The sequence below is a fragment of the Microcoleus sp. D3_18a_C4 genome, from assembly GCF_036702415.1.
Classification (GTDB): domain Bacteria; phylum Cyanobacteriota; class Cyanobacteriia; order Cyanobacteriales; family Microcoleaceae; genus Microcoleus.
This window is the reverse complement of sequence record NZ_JAUBTI010000090.1, coordinates 2,849-23,824: the sequence shown is the minus strand read 5'-3', so window position 1 is coordinate 23,824 and position 20,976 is coordinate 2,849. Positions and strand designations below refer to the sequence as shown.

General features: G+C 47.0%; 15 protein-coding genes, 1 tRNA gene and 1 pseudogene. 12 read left to right on the top strand and 5 right to left on the bottom strand.

The features are described 5' to 3' along the window. Window positions 1-118 precede the first annotated feature (118 nt). The 3 genes and pseudogenes from QUB16_RS26530 to QUB16_RS26520 all read right to left on the bottom strand — a co-directional run bounded on the left by QUB16_RS26530 (window position 119) and on the right by QUB16_RS26520 (window position 4,716). On the bottom strand, window positions 119-1,582 hold the full coding sequence (locus QUB16_RS26530) for an RtcB family protein (RefSeq protein ID WP_333320778.1): 1,464 nt from the start codon (window positions 1,580-1,582) through the stop codon (window positions 119-121). Window positions 1,583-1,973: 391 nt separating this feature from the next. Then, window positions 1,974-3,809 (bottom strand): annotated as a pseudogene (locus QUB16_RS26525) (APC family permease). 67 nt (window positions 3,810-3,876) lie between these two features. Beyond that, window positions 3,877-4,716 carry a prephenate/arogenate dehydrogenase gene (locus tag QUB16_RS26520; RefSeq protein WP_333320777.1) on the bottom strand — a complete coding sequence of 280 codons (840 nt, stop codon included), beginning with the start codon at window positions 4,714-4,716 and terminating at the stop codon, window positions 3,877-3,879. 38 nt (window positions 4,717-4,754) lie between these two features. On the opposite strand from QUB16_RS26520, the gene QUB16_RS26515 reads away from it, so the two are divergent. From QUB16_RS26515 to QUB16_RS26465, 11 genes are all read left to right on the top strand, one after another. After that, window positions 4,755-6,317: a pentapeptide repeat-containing protein gene (locus QUB16_RS26515; protein ID WP_333320776.1), complete on the top strand. Its 1,563-nt coding sequence runs from the start codon at window positions 4,755-4,757 to the stop codon at window positions 6,315-6,317. 96 nt (window positions 6,318-6,413) lie between these two features. Then, window positions 6,414-7,976, top strand: a complete 1,563-nt coding sequence (locus QUB16_RS26510; protein WP_333320775.1) for a pentapeptide repeat-containing protein — start codon at window positions 6,414-6,416, stop codon at window positions 7,974-7,976. 80 nt (window positions 7,977-8,056) lie between these two features. After that, a complete protein-coding gene (locus tag QUB16_RS26505; protein ID WP_333320773.1) occupies window positions 8,057-9,586 on the top strand; it encodes a pentapeptide repeat-containing protein in 1,530 nt (509 codons plus the stop codon). A gap of 22 nt (window positions 9,587-9,608) precedes the next feature. Beyond that, window positions 9,609-11,117: a helicase C-terminal domain-containing protein gene (locus QUB16_RS26500; RefSeq protein WP_333320771.1), complete on the top strand. Its 1,509-nt coding sequence runs from the start codon at window positions 9,609-9,611 to the stop codon at window positions 11,115-11,117. Between the two features lie 65 nt (window positions 11,118-11,182). Further along, window positions 11,183-11,395 carry a DUF2839 domain-containing protein gene (locus QUB16_RS26495; protein WP_333320768.1) on the top strand — a complete coding sequence of 71 codons (213 nt, stop codon included), beginning with the start codon at window positions 11,183-11,185 and terminating at the stop codon, window positions 11,393-11,395. Between the two features lie 125 nt (window positions 11,396-11,520). Beyond that, a tRNA-Val gene (locus QUB16_RS26490) sits at window positions 11,521-11,592 on the top strand. Between the two features lie 127 nt (window positions 11,593-11,719). Then, entirely contained in the window at window positions 11,720-12,520 is an 801-nt protein-coding gene (locus tag QUB16_RS26485) for a TIGR04255 family protein (RefSeq protein WP_333320767.1), read from the top strand. A gap of 4 nt (window positions 12,521-12,524) precedes the next feature. Then, window positions 12,525-12,929, top strand: a complete 405-nt coding sequence (locus tag QUB16_RS26480; protein WP_333320765.1) for a hypothetical protein — start codon at window positions 12,525-12,527, stop codon at window positions 12,927-12,929. 6 nt (window positions 12,930-12,935) lie between these two features. Beyond that, entirely contained in the window at window positions 12,936-13,547 is a 612-nt protein-coding gene (locus QUB16_RS26475) for a hypothetical protein (RefSeq protein ID WP_333320763.1), read from the top strand. Window positions 13,548-13,719: 172 nt separating this feature from the next. Further along, a complete protein-coding gene (locus QUB16_RS26470) occupies window positions 13,720-14,661 on the top strand; it encodes a DNA polymerase beta superfamily protein (protein WP_333320761.1) in 942 nt (313 codons plus the stop codon). Between the two features lie 119 nt (window positions 14,662-14,780). Further along, window positions 14,781-15,557, top strand: coding sequence for a DNA polymerase beta superfamily protein (locus QUB16_RS26465; protein ID WP_333320759.1), 777 nt, complete (start codon window positions 14,781-14,783; stop codon window positions 15,555-15,557). 61 nt (window positions 15,558-15,618) lie between these two features. Here the strand turns inward: QUB16_RS26465 and msrA are convergent, their stop codons facing one another. Further along, window positions 15,619-16,242 (bottom strand): peptide-methionine (S)-S-oxide reductase MsrA, encoded by a 624-nt coding sequence (gene msrA, locus QUB16_RS26460; protein WP_333320758.1) that lies wholly within the window; start codon window positions 16,240-16,242, stop codon window positions 15,619-15,621. Window positions 16,243-16,349: 107 nt separating this feature from the next. Next, a complete protein-coding gene (cobJ, locus tag QUB16_RS26455) occupies window positions 16,350-18,104 on the bottom strand; it encodes a precorrin-3B C(17)-methyltransferase (RefSeq protein ID WP_333320756.1) in 1,755 nt (584 codons plus the stop codon). 218 nt (window positions 18,105-18,322) lie between these two features. On the opposite strand from cobJ, the gene QUB16_RS26450 reads away from it, so the two are divergent. Next, the coding region (locus QUB16_RS26450) for a cobaltochelatase subunit CobN (protein ID WP_333320754.1) at window positions 18,323-20,976 on the top strand (2,654 nt) is incomplete at its 3' end.

The window sequence follows — 20,976 nt, the reverse complement described above, 5'->3', positions numbered from 1 at the left end:
CTTTTTGCCTGTTCCGAACGGGCAAGATGCCCGTTCCACAACTAAGAAATTGTCTTTTAGAACGGGCTTTTCGCCTGGTTTAGACACCAGTTATTGAAAACGGAGAAATAGCCCCAGGCTAGGCTTTAAACGTTAACACTGGCTTCATTTTAGCGACTACACCCACTATTTGCGCCTCAACCTGAACGTCAATTACTGGTTGAATTGGCTTGTAAGCTGCCGGTGCTTCTTCGATTCTGCGTTCTTCGCGTAAGGTAATGCAATCTACGCCCGTTAATCCCAAAGCGGAGTCAGTTTTGTCAGCACCTTTGCGACTCATATCGAAGCGCGATCGCGCCCTTCCTGCACCGTGAGAAGCCGATCGCAAAAATCGATCGTTCCCCGAACCAACCAGCAAATAAGACGGCGCGCCCATCGAACCCGGTACAATTACAGGCTGGCCCAAATGTGCGGGACAAGCGCCTTTGCGAGTCACCCAGCCGGCACCTTCACCTAAAGTGATATTGTGAGGCAAATCGTAAACTAAGGGAGCTTCCACATCGCCGAAAACTTGTCGCAAACGCAACCGCAGAAGTTCTGCTAGCAGCAAACGGTTGATAAAACCGTAGTTAGCGGCTGTTGCTTCCGCTTGCAGGTAGCTGCTCACAAGTTCGGGATTTGCTGCGACAGACAGCGGGAAAAGCCGGGATTCAGGATGTTTCAGAGCTTTCGGCCAGGCGTCGCAAGCTCGATCGCGCCACATTCCGCCGATGTATTTGCCGACATTCCGCGAACCGGAATGAATCATGAAAGCGATTTGTCCCGATCGAACTCCCCAAGTATAAGCCGTAGCTCGATCGACAACTTCCTCAACCACTTGAATTTCCACAAAGTGATTGCCGCCACCGATAGTCGCTAAGCCGCCATCCCTGACTAAGCCGTCATTTGGGACTAATTCTTCAGGAGCCCATTTGACATCGCCATTCATGGAACCGCCAAGGAAAGTGCGATTGCACTCTGTCGCCAACTGCTCGAAATCCGAATTAGCCACGCTGCCGGTTGCCTCGTCCCGCAAAGCATCCAGCCATCCGGGAATCCCGTGTTGGAACATCGCGCCAGCAGTTTTTGCAGTCATGCTGACATCGCGAGTACCGAAGAAATAATCGCCTTTGAGCAATTCTACAAATCGATCGCGCTGACTGAGGAATTGTGCGATCGACAAATCCGCAACGTGTAACCGCATCCCGCAGTTAATATCGGAACCGGTAGCCGCCGGAATCACCATTCCTGCTGTTTCTACAATAGAGCCGATCGCCACCCCCGAATCCCCCGGATGGAAATCTGGAGTAGCGCAAGCGCGACAAACGCAACCACCTTGAGGGTGTCGAACATTCGCCAAATTTGCTAACTGTTTGAGCGCCTTTGCTTCGACCGGAAAATCCTCTGGGAGCAAAACTTCTGCTGTTGGGGCATCGGCATCTTGCCACTGTTCTTTCAGAGAACTATTGAGACAAATCGAGTAGACTTTATCGTCGTAGCTAACATCAAGACCTTGCCGAGACAAAGCTCGCAAAAGCCTGTTCAAGTTTTTTGGCTGCTGCATAAATAGTCTGTTGCGGATTGCATAGCAACCCCCAAGAGTTGAAGAGATTTTTTAGGGAACAAAAGACTTGGGTTCAGCAGCCGCAATCTTTTTGAAGATAAGTTGAAAGGCAACTTTTCTAATGACTGAATTTATAACATATCATTTTTGATATGTCAACCCTTTGATTGATTTTTTAATAAATATAGATGATTTACCAAGCGGTGTCAGAAACCCAGTTTCTGCCTATAAAAATAACATCCAAACCAAAGATTTTGCGAAGAAACCGGGTTTCTTGGACCAGCGCGTTCGACCGCCTTCCAGTCTTAATTGCGAGGAAGTAGGGGCAATCCCCCGTGGTTGCCCATCCCACAATAACAATTAAAATTGTAAGTTATTTAATTCGCGATCCTTAAAGAAAATATCTAACCGTTGTTACAACCCGACTTTTTTTAGCCCGCAAAGCCGCTTTCAAAAAGAAAGCAGTTTGATTGTGCAGCAGTCCCTCCCACCAATTTCGCGTCACAAAAGCCGGAATGATCAGCGTTAAGTATACTCCCGGTCGCTGCTCTTCAAACAAAGTCAAAAAGTGAGTCAAAGCCTCACCAACAGAACGGTAAGGCGATTCCCGAATTTCCAAAGGAATGTCTGACTGCAAATCTTTCCAAGCTAATTGTAATTTTGCTCGATCGGTCAAACCAATATCCACGTGAACTGCCACAACTTCATCAGCGATTAAACGAGCGTAATCAAGGGCCTCGAAAGTTCCCCGGTGCAACTGCCCGACTAACACCACTGCCGGATGTGTCACCGTCTTAACTCTAGGTCTGCGAAGATAAGACCTCGGTTCTATTCCCTGAATGCTCAAGCGAGCCGCGACATACCGATAGTGTCGGTGAATAGCTAAAAATAGACTAACTACGATCGGAATAGTTACTACGACAACCCAAGCTCCCAAAAGGAATTTTGTAGCGAGAATTACAGCCAAAACTGCCGTTGTTGCCACTGCACCAATACCGTTCATCACAGCACTAACTTGCCAACCTTTACCTCGTTCCTTAAACCAGTGAATTACCATTCCCGATTGGGAGAGAGTAAAAGAAGTGAAAACTCCAACCGCATACAGGGGAAGCACCGCGCTCGTATTGCCTCGAAAAATGATAATTAAAAGAGCAGCGCCGAAGCTTAGCAGATTAATGCCATTAGAATAAACCAGGCGATCGCCCAACAGCGACAACTGCCTGGGCAAGAACCCGTCCCGCGCCAAAAAATAACAAAGTCGCGGAAAATCCGCATAACTCGTATTCCCAGCCAACAGCAAAATTAACAGAGTTGCGCTCTGCAAATAGTAATAAAATATACCGACACCAAAAATCTGTTTTCCCAACACAGAAAGGAGGGTTTCATGTTCTGTAGGAATCACTGGATAAATATGAGCCAAGTAACTAATCCCCAAAAACATCGCTCCCAGAATTCCCCCCATCTAGCTCAAAGTCAGGCGCGCATTTTTCCATTCAGGAGGCTTAAAAGCCAACTCCCCGTCTGATATGGCTTCAACTCCTGTCAGGGCAGTACAGCCCGCCGCAAAAGCGCGCGCCAGCAGAAATAATCCCAAAGGTTCCTTAGCTGGAATATTTTGTAATGTCGGAAAAACATGACCTGTTGCCTGTGGGAATAAACCGCAGCCAATCCAAATAAAAATCCCAACGAGAAACCCATAGGTGGGAACCATAAATATATTGCCAGATTCCCGCAATCCCCTGAGATTGGCAAACATGATTAGGACAATAAAAAATAAGCACAGTTCGACTGTGTATGGGTGCAGCGAGGGAACTGCTGAAGTCAAGGCTGCCACCCCAGCCGAAATACTCACTGTTACGGTGAGGATGTAATCAATCATCAGGGAAGCGGCTGCGATTAAACCAGGATAAATACCCAAGTTTTCTCGCGCTACAATGTAAGCGCCACCGCCGTTGGGGTACGCTTTAATTGTCTGTCGGTAAGACAGCGCCACGATCGCCAACAGTAAAATAATAATTCCCGAAATAGGCAGCGATAAACTCAAACTACTACTCCCGGCTAGTAACAGCACGAGCAGAGTTTCTTGAGTAGCGTAGGCAACAGACGAAAGTGCATCGGAAGCAAGAACAGCTAGTCCAGTAGCGTTGCTCAGCCGTTCATGAATAGATGCGCTAGTGGGAAGAGATTCACCCAGTAAAAATCGCTTGATCCGAGAATAAGTGTACATTAAAACTGAATATATAGGCGTCCACAAATCATAATCGAGACGGGGACAGTTTTAAGTAATTTTTGGCTCATAAGTTGTAATTCTGTCTCGCTTGTTGAGTCAGCTTCAGCTTGTCTTCGAGAGCTTGCCAATTTTCGGCTGCGATATCGCTGATGAACTCGTCGAGACTGTCGCGGTAAATAGAGAGCGATCGCAATAATTCCTCTCGATTGTACTTTGCCACCATCACTCCCAGCTCGGGATTGCCGCCGCCCACCCGGCTCGTGTCCCGAAAACCCGAACTCGCCAAATGTTGGGCTAAATTAACAATATCCCGATCGCCCTCTCGATCGCAGGCCGCAACCAGCGTCGCGCTCGCCATGAGTGGCAAATGAGAAATCCAAGCCACAGCTCGATCGTGCTCGATCGGGCCGCACCGGTAAACCGACGCACCCAGCAACCGCGCAATTTCCTCAACCTTATCCACCGCAAGCGCCGGCGTCTGAGCCTGCGGCGTCACCACGTAAGGCCGGCCCACAAACAAATCCTTTACCGCCGCCTCAATCCCGCTTTCAGCAGTCCCCGCCATCGGGTGTCCCCCCACAAAATTCGGCCACAGAGAAGACACAGCCTGTACTATGGGTGTTTTTACGGAACCGACATCGGTTACAATGGTATCAGGGGAAAGATAGGGCACCAACTCTCGGACGATCGGCTCGATCGACCCCAGCGGCGTGCAAATAAAAACCACATCGGCTGCTGCCATCAGAGACAGGTTTATGCTGGCTTCATTGACAACACCGCGAGCTTGCGCCCGATCGCAAGTCTGCTGCCGACTCGAAACCCCAAAAACATTAAACCCGCGCGATCGCAAATCCAGCCCGATCGAGCCGCCAATTAAACCCAGTCCTACAATACCGATATTCATAGCAATAAAATGGGGATATTTGATACGGTGCCGCCCCCATGACAGTCGAGGAACTCCTGAAAAAATATGCCGCCGGAGAAAGAAACTTTGCCGGAATCAACCTGACTGAGGCCAACCTCAGCGGCGTCAACTTGAGCGGAGCCAACCTCAAGGGTGCGAATCTGAGTGTAGCAAACCTGAGCGGAGCCAACCTCAGCAAAACCAACCTCACAGGTGCCAAACTCAACATCGCCAGACTCAGCGGCGCCCATCTAGGCGGCGCCGACCTCACCGACGCCGACCTCAACGTCGCTTACCTAGTGCGAGTTGACCTCAAAAAAGCCACACTCACAGGGGCCAAACTGATCAGAGCCGAGCTCATTCGAGCCGAGCTCAGCGGAGCCAACCTCAGCGGAGCCAACCTCAGCGGCGCCACCCTCACCGAAGCCACCCTTCGAGGAGCCAACCTCGCTCAAGCCAACCTTCGAGGCGCTCACCTCAGCGGCGCGTGCTTGACAGAAGCCAACCTCGAACAAGCCAACCTGCAAGGAGCCGACCTCAGCCGAGCCGACCTCAGCGGCGCCGACTTGCGAGGCACAGAACTGAGACAAGCCAACCTCACTCAAGCCGTACTCAGCGGCGCCGACCTCAGCGGCGTCAATTTGCGCTGGGCCATCCTCAGCGGCTGCAATCTTCGCTGGGCCGACCTCAGCGAAGCCAAATTGAGCGGTGCCGACCTCAGCCGAGCCGACCTCTGCCACGCCAACTTGCTGAATGCCAGCTTAGTTCACGCCGACCTGTCAAATGCCTATCTGATCCGCGCCGACTGGATTGGAGCCGACTTAACCGGAGCCACCTTAACCGGAGCCAAACTCCACGCAGTTTCGCGGCTGGGCATCAAAACCGAAGGCATGACCTGCAAGTGGGTCGATCTCAGCCCCAACGGCGACCACAGCCAAATTTACTGGTTGAAATCGGGAGGAACCCACGAATTTTTTCACGAAACCTTGCCCACAGTTCGGATCGTGATTGACTCGCCCTTAGACCAAGGCGCTCATTTTGCACTAGCTGCAACTTATTACCAAATTGCCCAACAATACCCGAGTTTAAGTCAGCCTCCCACGATCGAAGTCAGCTCCAGGCGCACCGTACTCGCGTTTAAAATGGACAGCGACGATAAATTATTTGCCACCGCTTACGTTGCCATCATTCCTTTTAACGACGCTGCCATAACTCAAAAAAACCTAATAGCTTTGATGAAAATGATTCAATCCCACGATGCAGGCAAACTTAACGTCAAAGAATCTAAACACGTCCAGTTATGCAGCAAAGCTCTCAACCAAGCTATCAGCAAAGTAGACCAAATCAAAATTTCCAGTTCTTTTCCCAAAATCGGCGAAAGCATCAATTTTTTTCAAATTCCTACACAGATGCTCTTAATTAATTCCCGCGACCAAAGACTCAGCGTATATCACCACCCAGCCTTCGGCAAGCGCCTGATTAAAAAATACGACCCAAGTAACTCAACCTCTGGTAAGTTAGCCGAAAGCACAAAATTGGCTCAAACTAATATCAGTAGCATTTTGGATTTTATAAAAGGCTTCCACAATATAGATGTTTAAGCATATTGCATCAAGTTACAGAAAATGCTTATTCTAGTTTAAAGGTTGGCACAACAAAGCTTTGTTCTAGCTAACACATCAGGGAAATTGAAAAGCATGGATGCCGAAGAACTCATCACCAAATATGTAGCAGGAGAAAGAGACTTTACTGCCATCCTCCTTTGCGAGGCAAATCTCAGCAGGATCGATCTCAGCGGGGCTAATTTCAGTGAGGCAATCTTGAGCCTCACCAACATGAGCGGCACCAATCTGTCAAACGCCAACATGAGAAAAGCCAAACTCAATGTTGCCAGACTCAGCGGTGCTAATCTCCACAAAGCCAACCTCAGCGGCGCTATCCTCAACGTGGCTAACTTGATTCGAGCCGACCTCAGCGAAGCCCAACTCGTCGAAGCTACAATGATCAGATCCGAACTGATCCGAGCAAACCTCAGCAGTGCAAACTTGAGCGGGGCAAACCTCAGCGAAGCAGATTTGAGAGAAGCAACCCTCAGAGAAGCCAATCTAGAGCAAGCCGACCTCAGCGGGGCTCACCTTAGAGGCGCTTCCCTAACAGCGGCCAACTTGGAACGGGCCAACTTGCACAGAGCCGACCTCAGCAGGGCAGACTTGCGAGGAGTCAACCTCTGCAATGCCGAACTCAGACAAGCTAATCTGTCTCAGGCCAACCTCAGCGGCGCTGACTTGCGAGGCGCTAATCTCCGGTGGGCTGACCTCAGCGGGGCGAACCTGACCGGCGCTGACCTCGATGAAGCGAGATTGAGCGGGGCCAACTTGTACGGGGCAAATTTGAGCAATGTCAATCTGTTGAACGCTACTCTGGTACACGCGGATTTGACTCAAGCTAATTTGATTCACGCTGATTGGGTGGGCGCCGATTTGACGGGGGCGGCCCTGACGGGGGCAAAAATTTACGCGGTGTCTAGGTTTGATGTGAAAGCAGATGACATTACCTGCGATTGGGTTGACCTCAGTCCTAACGGCGATCGCAGCCACATTCAGCGCTTTACCCCAGAAGAATCTCAACGGTTTTTCAATGCTACACCGCCGACAGTTCAAATTATTGTCGATCGACCCCTCGACCCGGATGCTAACTTTGTCCTTGCAGCTACCTACCGCCAAATAGCCCGTCAATACCCTGCTTTGAGCCATCCTCCCAGTATCGAAGTTAATTCCAGACGCACAATCATATCATTTAAAATAGAGCAGGACGATCAACTATTTCCCACAGCTTTCGTTGCGATTATTCCCTTTAGTGATGCAGCATTTACTCAGAAAAATTTGATTACTCTCATCAAGATGATTCAACCCCAAAGTGGTAATAACCTGGGCGTCAGAGTCTCAAATATGGTAGTGCAATTAAACGTAGCCATGACCAAAACAATGAGAAAAATAGGGGAAATGAAAATTCAGCCGATTCGCCTCGATCGCGAACCGATGTCAAGTTTTTTCCAATCGCCTACCCAAACTGTACTGGCTAACTCCAGCGCCGAAACTTTGATGATTCACTATCACCCAGATTTTGGCAGAAACTTGACAAATTTGCCGGGAGTCAACAAAACGTCTATCAGTCCTGCAATTAAAGCCCAAAGATTTACCACCCCGCCGCTAAATACGGTCATTGAGTTTGTCAAAAGCTTTTATCAGCTCGGTGAGTAAATACTATAAATTAATTTGATATCATTTCTATTCATGCCATATAAAAGTTAGCCAATTGCCATTTCATTCAAGTAAAAAAAATGGAAGCTGAAGAACTGCTCAAACGATTTGCACTCGTCAAGAGATACACAGAAGGCGACAGAGATTTCACAGAAATCAACCTGAATGAAGCTAATCTCAGCCGCATCAACCTCAGCCAATCAATTTTAAGGCGGGCTAGCTTATTTGTCACCAACCTCAGCGGCGCTAACTTGAGCGAAGCTAACTTGAGCGAAGCTAACCTGAATGTGGCTAGACTCAGCAGTACCAACCTCTCGCGGGCAATCTTAAACGGGGCTACTCTCAACGTAGCAAACTTAGTGAGAGCCGATTTAAGTGCAGCTCAATTAATCCGAGCATCCCTGATTAGAAGCGAATTAGTGCGCTGCGAACTCAGCAAAGCTAACTTCAGCGGTGCAAACCTGACTGAAGCAGATTTAAGAGAGGTAAAACTGACGGAAGCTAACCTGTGCGGTGCTAATCTTTCCGGTGCAAATCTCAGAGGTGCTTCGGCTGCTTCAGCTAACTTTCAAGAAGCTAACTTGCACGGCGCGGATTTGACGAAAGCAGAACTTACCGGCGTCAATTTGAGCAATGCCGATATGAGACAAGCTTCTTTGCAACAGGTGAATCTCAGCAGTGCCAATTTGAGCGGAGCTAACCTCAAATGGGCTGATTTGACGGGAGCTAACCTCAATGGCGCCGATCTGAGCTTTGCTAAATTGAGCGGAGCTAACCTTAACGGAGCAGATTTAAGAAATACTAATTTAGCAAGTGCTAATTTCGTTCACGCTGATTTGACAGAAACAAATTTGATTAATGCAGATTGGGTGGGCGCTGATTTGAGAGGAGCAACTTTAACAGGAGCAAAACTGTATTTGGTTCCTCGGTGTGGTATCATTGCAGATGATATTACTTGCCAGTGGGTTGACCTCAGCCCTGCAGGCGATCGCACTCAGATTCAACAATTTAATTCGCCGTCAGAATCGAGAAAATTTTTAAATCACACGCCTGGGTTAGTGCAAATTGTGGTTGACGCACTTTTAGACTACTCAGCAAACAGCACTTTAGCAACAGCTTACAGCGAAATAGCTCGCCATTACCGGGCAATGAATTTTCCTCCTAATATTGAAGTCGGCTACCGCCGCACAACTCTAACTTTTAGATTTGAGAGCGATGAGCATTTATTGCCAGCAGCTTTATTAGCGATTCTTCCTTTTAAGGATGCTGTACAAACTCAGAGAAATATTATGATTATCGGCAAAAATATCGCAACTCAAAATTTGGATGAAAAACGAATATTGCAGTTGCGTAAAGCATTGAGTACAGCTACAGATCAGTTAAATGAGTTGATAAATTTGGTCTCTAATATATCACGGGTGAGTCAGCCAACAAAGTTTTTTGAGTCACCTACCCAAACTATTTTAATTAGTTCGGGACAGGAGAGTTTGATGGTGAATTCTCACGGGAATTTTGGGAAGGGAGGTGCAACTCATCAGGAGAATAAATTCTGTTTGCCTATCGGTCAAAAAGTAGTTGATTTTCTGGCCAGTTTTGATTATGTTGATTGAGGAATGTTAACTGTACAATCGATTGATTGAGGTAGAAGTCCACAACTCATTGCTCCGCTTCCTGCGATCGAACTCCGAGCCGCACTGGCCCCACCATTTAACGATGGCGCGGCTCGTGGCGCGGGCTTTGCGCTTGGGGCGCAGCGCTCTGATCCAAACGGGGCTTCCCGCTGGAGCTTACCGACAGCGGTATCGAGTCAGCTATTTGATGCCGGTTTTGATGTGGCCGGAACCTGTGATTTTAGTGGCGCCGACACGGGTGATCGAGCATTTGAGAGGAGTGGAAATTCCGCGTTTGCAAGAGTGGCTGCAAACTGATAAGTCGATCGAGACTTATTCCGATAATGCCAGTGGACGAGGATTGATGCTAGCAGATCCGCAGTCTTGGCTGGCGGCTCGCTTGGCGGCGAATTCGCCACTTCCGAGCAATATTCCGACAATTATCGACGGTGTGGATGACTTGGAAGTTTGGACGCGCCAGCAATTGACGGCAGGTTTCCAACCGGCTGATTGGAATGATTTAATGCAATCTCAGCCTTTGGAAGCCGATGCAATCCTCCAAGGGCGGGTACTGCTAACGCGGGCTTTCTTTCAGCATCCGGCGAAACCAGAGGAGTGCTATTTGCTGGAAACCGCAGAGCAAAATATTTTGCAGGGGCTGTTTGAAAGGATCGAGCCAAACTCCCTAATTCCGGCTGCTTGGAGCAATTTTTGGCAGCGGTGGGAAGGAAACGGAAAACTGCGGTGGGCGGAAATTAATCGGGAGGCTGGCTCATTTTCTCTGTTCTGCGCGCCGGTTCAGGTGGCTGAGGTTTTGAGCAGAATTTGGGATTGTCAGCCTGTGGTGTTGATTGGGGGGGCGGTGGATGTGGAACCGAAGGCTCCGATCTTCCGGCAAATGCTGGGACTGCCAGAATTGACGAGCGTTAAGTTTTCGCCCGATCGACAAAGCGAATTAATTCAACTGTACATTCCCAACTGGCTACCGCTGCCAAATACGCCGGAATTTCAGGGTGTTTTAATTGAAGAAATTCGGACTTTGCTGTTGATGAGCGCCTCGGTGGCGGGTTTAACGGTGCTGATTGTTGGTGATGTACCGCTGAAGGCTCGGCTGGCGGCGATTTTGGCTTCTGAGTTCGGTTCTCGGGTGCAGGTAGAAAAGACTGATGTGGGCGAGAATGCGATTTTGGTGACTGGGTGGGAGTTTTGGCGGGAACATCAGGGGGAATTGAGGGCGCCTCACTTGCTGGCGATCGCAACTTTGCCATTGCCTTCTTTGGAGAATCCTTTGGTGACGGCGCGTGTGGCTTATTATAAAGAACGGCGCAAGGATTGGTTTCGGTTGTATTTGCTGCCGGCGGCGCTGAATGAGTTGCAACGGGCGATCGCGCCTGTGCGAGAACGTCAAGGGGTTGTGGCGATTTTCGACAGCAGGGTGATTCACCGCAGTTACGGACAGCAGGTTTTAGCGGCTTTGAGTCCTTTTGCGAGGATTGATTATTTGGATACGACTTGGCTGACGCAGGCTTGAGATGACCTGTTGACTTATAATTTGGTTAGGTATCCAGTTGAAATCTAATTTAGTAGACAAAGATTATGGGTGAAGCTAAGCGTCGCAAAGAGTCGATCGGCGACGAATACGGTAAAGAAGAGCGCATCGTTCCCTGGCTGCCAATCACGAAAACCCAAAGCGAAGATTTTGTGAAGTGGACAAGTCGCGGAAGCTGGATCGGGATTAGTCTTTTGGTTGCTTGGTGGATTGTAGTGCGGTTTGTCGGCCCCTCGGCGGGTTGGTGGGAGGTTAACTGATGCCAGACTCGACAAATGCCTGTATTCTTGGCATTGTGTCGAGTTTAACTCGGAAACAAGCGGCTGATTTTTTAGTAAAAATTTAGTTGCAAATTTGGACTTGGTATGGTATAGTAATTATCTGCGGGCAATTAGCACAGTGGTAGCGCACTTCCTTCACACGGAAGGGGTCGCAGGTTCAAATCCTGCATTGCCCATATTTTTAAGTTGTAAAATTTGATTGGGAAAAGGCGATGGCATCTATCCTGAATGTAATTCTGTTTGGAAGTAAGTTAAGCTAGAGTAATAGACGCTCTTCAAATTGGTAATGGATACTTTGAAAAAATGAAGCTCCCAAACTATGAAAGAGTAATTTATGAGGACAGCCCCCTAATTGAGGTTATTGCTCAACTTAGATTTCCAACTATCCTGAAAATTGCCAGCCAACAGCCTGTAGACTTTCAAGATAGTATAAGGTTTGAATACCCAATTTTTGAAACTTCTAGAAATTTGCAGATACCGGTTGAGCTATCTAATCTTTTAACCCAATTCACCTCTAATTTTACCAGTGACTTGACTTCAATTGACTTGACTTATCAATTTAAGTCAGAAGACTTGAGTTGCCAGATATCTTTAGACAAAAACTCTATAACGCTTGCTACGACAAAGTATGAAAGATATGAAAATTTTATTGATAAATTTAAACGCGCTGTAGAACTTTTTGAAAAAATATATAATCCCTCTTTTTATTCACGAACAGGACTAAGATATCGTGATTTAATTATTAGGTCAAAACTAAATCTCAAAGACAAAGAGTGGCATGAATTAATACCGCAACATATTGCTTCTGAACTGTATACACCAGAAGTAGCAGATTCAATTCAAAACTTTGTTAAAAATTTACAGCTAAAAACAGAATTCGGTCAAGTTAATTTTAATCATGGACTTGTTAACGTTAGGGACACAGAAAGAGGTATAGATGAAACAGCTTATTTATTAGATACTGATTTTTTTACTGAGGATAAAGTAGAAAGGAGTGAAAATGCCTGGAAAATACTCGATAACTACAACCATACAGCCAGAAATCTCTTCCGCTGGGGTATCACGGAAGAGTTGCACAGAGCAATGCGACCTCAACCAATATAATCCTATGCACGTAACAACTGGTGGTACTCAAAGCAAAAATATAATTGGACAAAGGTATGAAGTTTTACCCACTCCTGCTCAGACGCAGTATCGGCACACTTTAGCATCTGCTACTCCTAGCTTAAAAATCGAAGTTTCCATCGAACCACCTATTAGTGGTGAATGGTTTGGTCAATTCAATCAAAACACGATCGCTTGGGTTAAGTGCTTAACGCTACTCAATCTGCTTTTTGCTAAGACTCCAGAAGGATTGCAAGAAGCATCTGACGTGCTTGAACAAATGGTGGAATATTATAGTGACTGTCGGTCTGATTTAGAACAAACTACCTTACCTCAAGAATTAGAATTACTTACTGGTAGCGTATTACCTAGCGAAGTCAGACCACCTTTAGTCCTAGATTTTGAGTAGCTAACCATGCGTAAACCTTGGATTTACAGAGCCTCGAATGACAAAGAGGCTCTTAGACAAGGGGAAATTCTGACTGGACTTATACAGATTAAACCAGTTCCAAGTGAATCTTCTCCAAACCTCGATCAAATTCCGTACCTCGAGCAAATTCAGTTTAAACCTATTGTTCATCCTTATGCAATTATTGTTACTCAAAACTGTGATTTAGATTGGGACTATAGCGCTAGGCAAAATCGAGATAAACCTAATAAGTTATTAAACTCTATACTTTTTTGTCAAGTATATACAGCTCAAGAAATTCGCTCCAACAAAACAGTTCAGCTAAATTCAGCAGATTGGAATTTAGTTAAATCTAATCGTTATCAGCAATACCATTTTTTGGAAAAAATACCTCTCGAACGTGAATCATCTCAGGAAGGCATACCAGAATTAACAGTAGATTTTAAAAAAATTTTTGCGATAGATGCTGATTTCTTATACCATCAAATAAATAATAATTTTGCTAAACGACGTGCTGTGCTTGAAAGTCCATATTTAGAAGACTTTTCACATCGTTATCATGACTTTCATGGGCGTGTAGCACTTCCTGCACAACATGAAAGTGAAAAGGGGGTATAAGCTAAAGCGAAAAATTAAGCAGCGATAAAATTAGAGAACTTTTTGCTTTTTCGCTAAACAGAATTCTGTATGTAGCTGTCCTTTTCCGAATTGCTATAAATTCTCGATTGAGTTTTGTATTACAAATACACTACACTAATATCGTAACTCGTGTCCCGCAGGAGGTTTCCTCATGGCAAATGCCAATATTTCCCAAAATTTCAACTTAATTATACCCGCAGGAACCCAAATTGTCACCAAAATCGAGGTCAAAAACCCCGCCGGCGACCAATCTTGGAAACCGGGATTAGTAGGCGTCATCGTTCAATCGCCTACGGACAATTCCCACGCATATTTAGTCAAACTCCCCGACGGAACGCAAGTTAGTCTGCGACGGCACGAACTCAGTATCCGCAAGCAGTTTCAGAGCGAAGGATTGCAGTCAGGAGGAGATTTTCTTGCAGAATACAACCTCTATGATTCTGTAATTTACCGCTGCATTGTTGGTTCGAGAGCCTACGGTCTTGATAACGAGCAATCCGATACAGACAGACGCGGGATTTACCTGCCGCCGGCAATCCTTCATTGGTCGCTTTACGGCATTCCAGAACAATTGGAAAACAAGGAAAATCAGGAATGCTATTGGGAACTGCAAAAGTTTTTAGTTTTGGCACTAAAAGCTAATCCAAATGTGCTAGAATGTTTGTACACCCCTTTAGTAGAAACTATTTATCCTGTAGCACAAGAATTGCTCGAAAATCGGGAAATCTTTCTTTCTCAATTGGTTTATCAAACTTACAATAGCTACGTTTTGTCTCAATTTAAAAAAATGGAGCAAGACCTCCGCAATACCGGGGAAATTCGTTGGAAGCACGCGATGCACTTAATTCGCTTGTTGCTGTCAGGAATTACGGTGCTCAAGGAGGGGTTTGTACCCGTTCGGGTGCAGGATTATCGATCGCAACTTTTATCTATCCGCAACCAAGAAATATCCTGGGAAGAGGTGAATCGCTGGCGGTTGAGTTTGCATGGTGAGTTCGATCGCGCTTTTGCTGCAACTTCCTTACCGGAACGTCCTAATTACGAGAAAGCGAACCTGTTTTTGATTGAAGCGCGTCGGAGGGCGATCGGCTAAAAGGGGCGGGTTTACGAGATTGTTAATTTGAGGCATATATGGTTGGTAAAACCCGCCCCTACAGGTATTTGCGATTGTTTAACCGGAATTGAAATTAGCATTGATAAAATGTTGAAAAAATGATAGAATACATCTCGAATCTCGCCCCAATTATCTCCGTTCAACCTTATCCGCTGCTGTTTGCGACTGTCAGCGGTTCGCACTTATACGGCTTTCCTTCCGCAGATTCTGACTTCGACTTGCGGGGAGTACACATTTTGCCGCTACCGAAAGTAATTGGACTGATTTCTGGAGAAGAAACAATCGAAGTTTCTGAAGTTCGGGAGGGAATGCAACTCGATTTAGTAACTCACGACATCAAGAAATTTTTTGAGTTGCTGTTGAAGCGCAACGGCTACGTGCTAGAACAACTGTATTCGCCGCTAATAGTTTACAGTACAAAGGAACACGAGGAATTAAAGGAGCTCGCCTCGAACTGCATTACCAAGCACCACAGCCACCACTATCTCGGTTTTGCTCACAATCAGTGGAAATTGTTTGAGAAAGAACAGCCGCGCCGGGTGAAACCGCTGCTGTATGTTTACCGGGTGTTGCTGACTGGGATTCATTTGATGCAAACTGGGGAAGTTGAGGCAAATTTGGTAAAACTCAATGAAAAATTCCAGTTGTCGTACATTCCCGATTTGATTGCTAGAAAGCTGGGCGGGGAGGAAAAATCGGTGCTGGAAGATGCTGAGATCGAGTTTTATCGACAAGAGCGCGTTCGACTGGTTAATATATTGGTAGATGCAAGCAGTACAAGTCATTTGCCGTCAAATTCTGATGCAAAAGTTCCACTCAATGAACTATTGATTAAGGTGAGAATGTCATCTCTAAGCTGTTCCACGTCTAATTAGTCGTAAGGTGCGTATTGCTGCGGACGGGCGGGACGCCCAGCCCACAAGAGTTTGGTAAAATTTAATGTCGGATTCTGGAGACTATTTTCTCTAACTTCTCGCATCCGGCGGCAGACAAACCAAAATCTCTAATTTCCCCTTTGAGATTGGAGAAACTGCCGAAGCCCGCGACATAACCGTTGACTCTTGCTGCTACAGTGGAGTTAACAAACTGAGTGCGATCGAATTCTTTCATCAGTTCCGGTTCCTGACGCAAATAATATTTTTGATGGTAATCCTCCGCCCAATAAAACTGGGTCAAAGGCTGAATTAATGTATAAATTTTGCCGCCATTAGCTTTTTCGCGATCGAGTTTTTGTTCCACACATTGCTTTTGTGATTCACTGCGATAGAAAACGGCATCCATGTACTGGCGAGACCAACTAGGAGATTGCCGGGGATTGTGACTTCTCCAGAAAATCTCTAGCAGTTCTGCATAGGAAATTTGCGATCGATCGAAATCTATTTCTACCGCTTCAATATGATTCCCTATGTTATGATAAGTCGGGTTTGCTGTAGTCCCGCCCGCATAACCGACGCGAGTTCGCACGACTCCTTCGATAATTCCAAACTGCGCGTCGGGAGACCAAAAACAACCAAGTCCAAATGTAGCTGTTTCTATTGTTTCTGGTATTTTAGTGTTCATTGGTGGCTGGTTGTGTGAAGGAGATTTTTTTTATTAACCGCAGAGGGCGCAGAGGGCGCAGAGAAAGAGGAAAGAGAGTAATGTTGTTTTTGACAAATCACTTGGACTTATTTTTCGTACCTGCGCGGTGTGTAAACCCAAACATCTCCATATTTGCGGGGAATAATCCGAGTCTGACTGGAACCGACAATCACTAAAGTTCTCATGTCGGCGTCTTGCGGCTGGAATTCGCCGAGGGTGCAAACGCGCACAGATTGACCGGGCCGGCCGAGGTTTCGCCCTAGTACGACGGGGGTTTTAGCATCGCGACTTTGCAACAAAATCTCGATCGCCCTTGGGAGTTGCCAAATCCGCTGTTTCGAGATGGGATTGTAAAATGCCATAACTAAATCGGCAGCAGCCGCCGCCGAAATCCGCTGTTCTATGACCTCCCAAGGCTTGAGAATATCCGAAAGGGAAATCACGCAAAAATCGTGTCCGAGGGGTGCTCCGATCGCAGCAGCGGCCGCCTGCATGGCTGAAATGCCCGGTGCCACCCGAATATCAATGCCTTGCCATTCGGGTTTGGCATCAAAGTCGATCGCCTCAAACACCGCGGCAGCCATCGCAAAAATACCCGGATCTCCTGACGAAACGACGGCGACTGATTTTCCTGATGCTGCTAAATCTAGGGCAAAACGGGCGCGATCGATCTCTTCGCGGTTGTCGGAATCGTGCCGCTTTTGCCCTTCCCGCAGGGTTCCAGCTAAGTCGAGATAAAATTTGTAACCCACCCAATCCGTGGCTTCGCGCAGAATTTCCTTAACCTCCGGGGACATCCAGGGCGCGCCTCCGGGGCCGGTACCGACGATCGCCAGTTTGCCGCGGCTAATTCCGATCGCCCTAGCATCAAAGGGTTCGGCGGCCAGGGCGATCGCGCAATTCACGGAGTTTGGGCGATCGGACTGGATTAAGTGACTGTTTGCACCGGCTGCTGTCAGGGCAATTTGTGCGGCCTTATTTTCGATGAATTCAATTGAGTCTAATTCGACAAGTTCGGAGAGATTGAAAAAGCGGACGGGGACTTTAAAATATTGTGAAACTGCTTCAAGTGCCGGATTTCCCATTTCATCTTTTAATGCAAAAAATCCCGCAACAGAAGCTGGCGCTAAACCTGCATTTTCCAAGACTTGCTGGACAAATGAAACCGCTATTTCCGGCTCAATATTCGATAGCTTTGTGAGTGCAACTGCCACAATTTGCGGATGGTAAACCAAACAATCGGGCGTTGGCGCAATTGCTTTTTCGGTGACGCGGATCGTCAATTTTGCGTCGGGGGCAATCGGCAAATTGCTCTCGGAAAGCCAGCTTGCAGCCCCTTCTAGGCGTACTTTTGCCCCGGCGAGCAAATTTGAAATAAAAGTCTTCGCGTCCTCTGGATTCGCCAAATAATAGCCTTGGGGAGGACTCAGCAGCGCGGTGCGAAACCGGATATCTCCGGTGGTGGTAATTGCAGGTTGTACGCCCAGGGCTGCTGCAATCTCTCTGGCCAAATCATTAACGCCGTGCAAACCGCCCAACAGCGGTACGACGGCGCTTCCGTCTTCGGCGACGGCTAAAACTGGCGGTTCGGCGCGTTTGTCTGACAGCAGCGGGGCGAGGGTGCGGATGATAATTCCGGCGGCGCAGATGGCGATGATTGGGGTTTCTGTTGCAAATAATTCCCGCAATGTTTCGCCGAAGTTGCTAAAGTTGATGTCTGTGTTGGAAGTGCGATCGATTAAACCGTAAATCTGGGAACCGGGGAAATGTGCGGAGATTTTTTTGGCGATCGGCAGGCTGTTTTGACCTAAGATAACTATTGCGGGAGGAACTCGAACCATTTTAGATTTTAGATTTTAGATTTTAGATTTTATGAGAGTTGCGACGGAAATTAGGAATTGATAATTGATAATTGGTAATGTAGGGGCGGGTTCGCCAATGTCTGCAATACAACACCAGAAATCTACTAAACCCGCCCCACCCCCACCGAGGATGCTATCTAATATAATATAACCTAATTGAAACAGGCTACAATCAATAAATATTTCGAGGTTTGGCTGTGAAACGCATTGTCTTAATTGCAGGGTTTGAATCTTTTAATGCTGATTTGTACCGCAAAGCTGCCGAGTTGGCTGTTTCTGGGTGTCAGGGATTGGAAGTGCGGGTTTTTAGCGATCGCGCCCTCGTAGACGAACCCGACGCTGTAGCAGCCGCCCTCTTGAATGCTGATGTGTTTTTCGGGAGTTTGCTGTTTGATTACGATGCGGTAATGTGGCTGCGAGACAGGGTGCAAAATATTCCGATTCGCCTGGTTTTTGAGTCTGCTTTGGAATTGATGAGTCTTACTCAAATCGGGGCTTTTAAAATTGGCGACAAACCGAAGGGAATGCCGAAGCCGGTTAAGTTTATTCTGGATAAGTTCAGCAATGGGCGAGAAGAAGATAAGCTGGCTGGTTATATCAGCTTTTTGAAGGTTGGGCCGAAGTTATTAAAATATGTGCCGGTGCAAAAAGTCCAGGATTTGCGAAACTGGCTGATTATTTATGGTTACTGGAATGCGGGCGGGGCGGATAATGTTGTCTCAATGTTTTGGATTATTGCCGAAAAGTATTTGGGGCTGAAGGTTGGGGAAATTCCGCCGCCTGTGGAAACTCCCAATATGGGTTTATTGCATCCTGATTATAATGGTTATTTTGAATCGCCTCGGCAATATTTGGATTGGTATCTCGGTAATCAAAGTGCTAGGGGCGGGCAAGATGCCCGTTCCACACAAGAGGCTAGACATCTTGATAGAAAGGGTTATAACGAGCAAGATGCCCGTTCCACAAAACTTGAGACTAATTTGTCTGAAAATTTAGACCGGGTTTCTAACGGGCAAGATGCCCGTTCCACAAAATTTGAGACCAATTGGTCTCAAATTTCAGACAGAGGAAAATCCCCTGTTGTGGGCATCTTGCTTTACCGCAAGCACGTTATCACCAAGCAGCCTTATATTCCTCAATTGATTCGCTATTTTGAAGATGCGGGAATTGTGCCTTTGCCGATTTTTATCAATGGCGTTGAAGGCCATGTGGCGGTGCGGGATTGGATGACGACTGCTGATGAAACTGCGCGGCGAAAACAAGGCAATATAGAAACTCTTTCGCTTTCTAAAGATGCTGTGGAAGTTGATGCGATTGTTTCTACTATTGGCTTTCCTTTGGTTGGCGGGCCTGCTGGTTCGATGGAGGGTGGAAGGCAGGTGGAAGTTGCTAAGCGCATTTTAACTGCTAAAAATGTACCTTATTTTGTGTCCGCACCTCTGCTGATTCAGGATATCCATTCTTGGACTCGTCAGGGGATTGGGGGTTTGCAAAGTGTGGTATTGTATGCTTTGCCTGAGTTGGATGGTGCGATCGATCCAGTGCCCCTGGGCGGTTTGGTGGGTGAGGATATTTATCTCGTGCCCGATCGCGCGAAACGCCTGACAAGTAGAATTAACAATTGGGTGAAACTGCGACAAACTCCGCCATCTGAAAGGAAAATTGCGATTATTCTCTACGGGTTTCCTCCCGGTTACGGTGCGGCGGGTACGGCTGCTTTATTAAATGTACCGAAATCGCTGCTAAATTTCCTGCACAAACTTCAAGCGGCAGGTTATACGGTTGGAGAAATTCCGGCTGACGGTGAGGAGTTAATTCGCAGGGTGAAAGAGGCGGATGAATCTACGGGTGACGGGCAAGATGCCCGTACCACAAAAGAGACTGTTAATGTCAAAACTTTAGAAAAATGGCTGGGCTATTTGTTAACCAGTCGTATCGAAAAACAGTGGAAATCTTTAACTGGTACGGGCATTAAGACAGACGGCGATGAGTTTCAAATCGGTGGCATTCAACTGGGGAATGTTTGGATAGGTTTGCAGCCGCCGCTGGGAATTTCGGGCGATCCAATGCGCTTAATGTTCGATCGCGATTTGACGCCTCACCCTCAATACGCTGCTTTTTACAAGTGGCTGCAAAATGATTTGCAAGCTGATGCTGTGGTTCATTTCGGAATGCACGGGACTGTGGAATGGTTGCCGGGATCTCCTCTGGGAAATACTGGCTATTCTTGGTCGGATATTCTGTTGGGAAGTTTGCCGAATCTTTATATCTATGCTGCCAACAATCCCTCGGAATCGATGTTAGCAAAACGGCGCGGTTACGGTGTTTTGATTTCTCACAACGTGCCGCCCTACGGTCGCGCGGGCTTGTACAAGGAATTGATGGCTTTGCGGGATTTGATTGCGGAATATCGGGAAGATACGGCAAAAAATTATGTGCTGAAGGAGGCTATTTGTAAGAAAATTTTAGATAGCGGTTTGGAGGCTGATTGTCCGTTTGAGGATGCTCGCAAGTTGGGTATTGCTTTTAGTTTTGAGAATGTGGGAATGTTCAGTGCTGATGCTTTTAACCGCTATTTGGTGAAGCTGTACGAATATTTGCAGGTGGTGGAATCTCGCTTGTTTTCTTCTGGTTTGCACGTTCTGGGGGAACCGCCTAATTCTGAGGAAATGACCTCTTATCTTGAGGCTTATTTTGGGGATAGGTTGTCGGAGGAACAGGTGAAAGCAATTGTTTCACAAACAAGCACAGGCAAGATGCCTGTGCCACAAACCAGCACAGGCAAGATGCCTGTGCCACAAACCAGCACAGGCAAGATGCCTGTGCCACAAACCAGCACAGGCAAGATGCC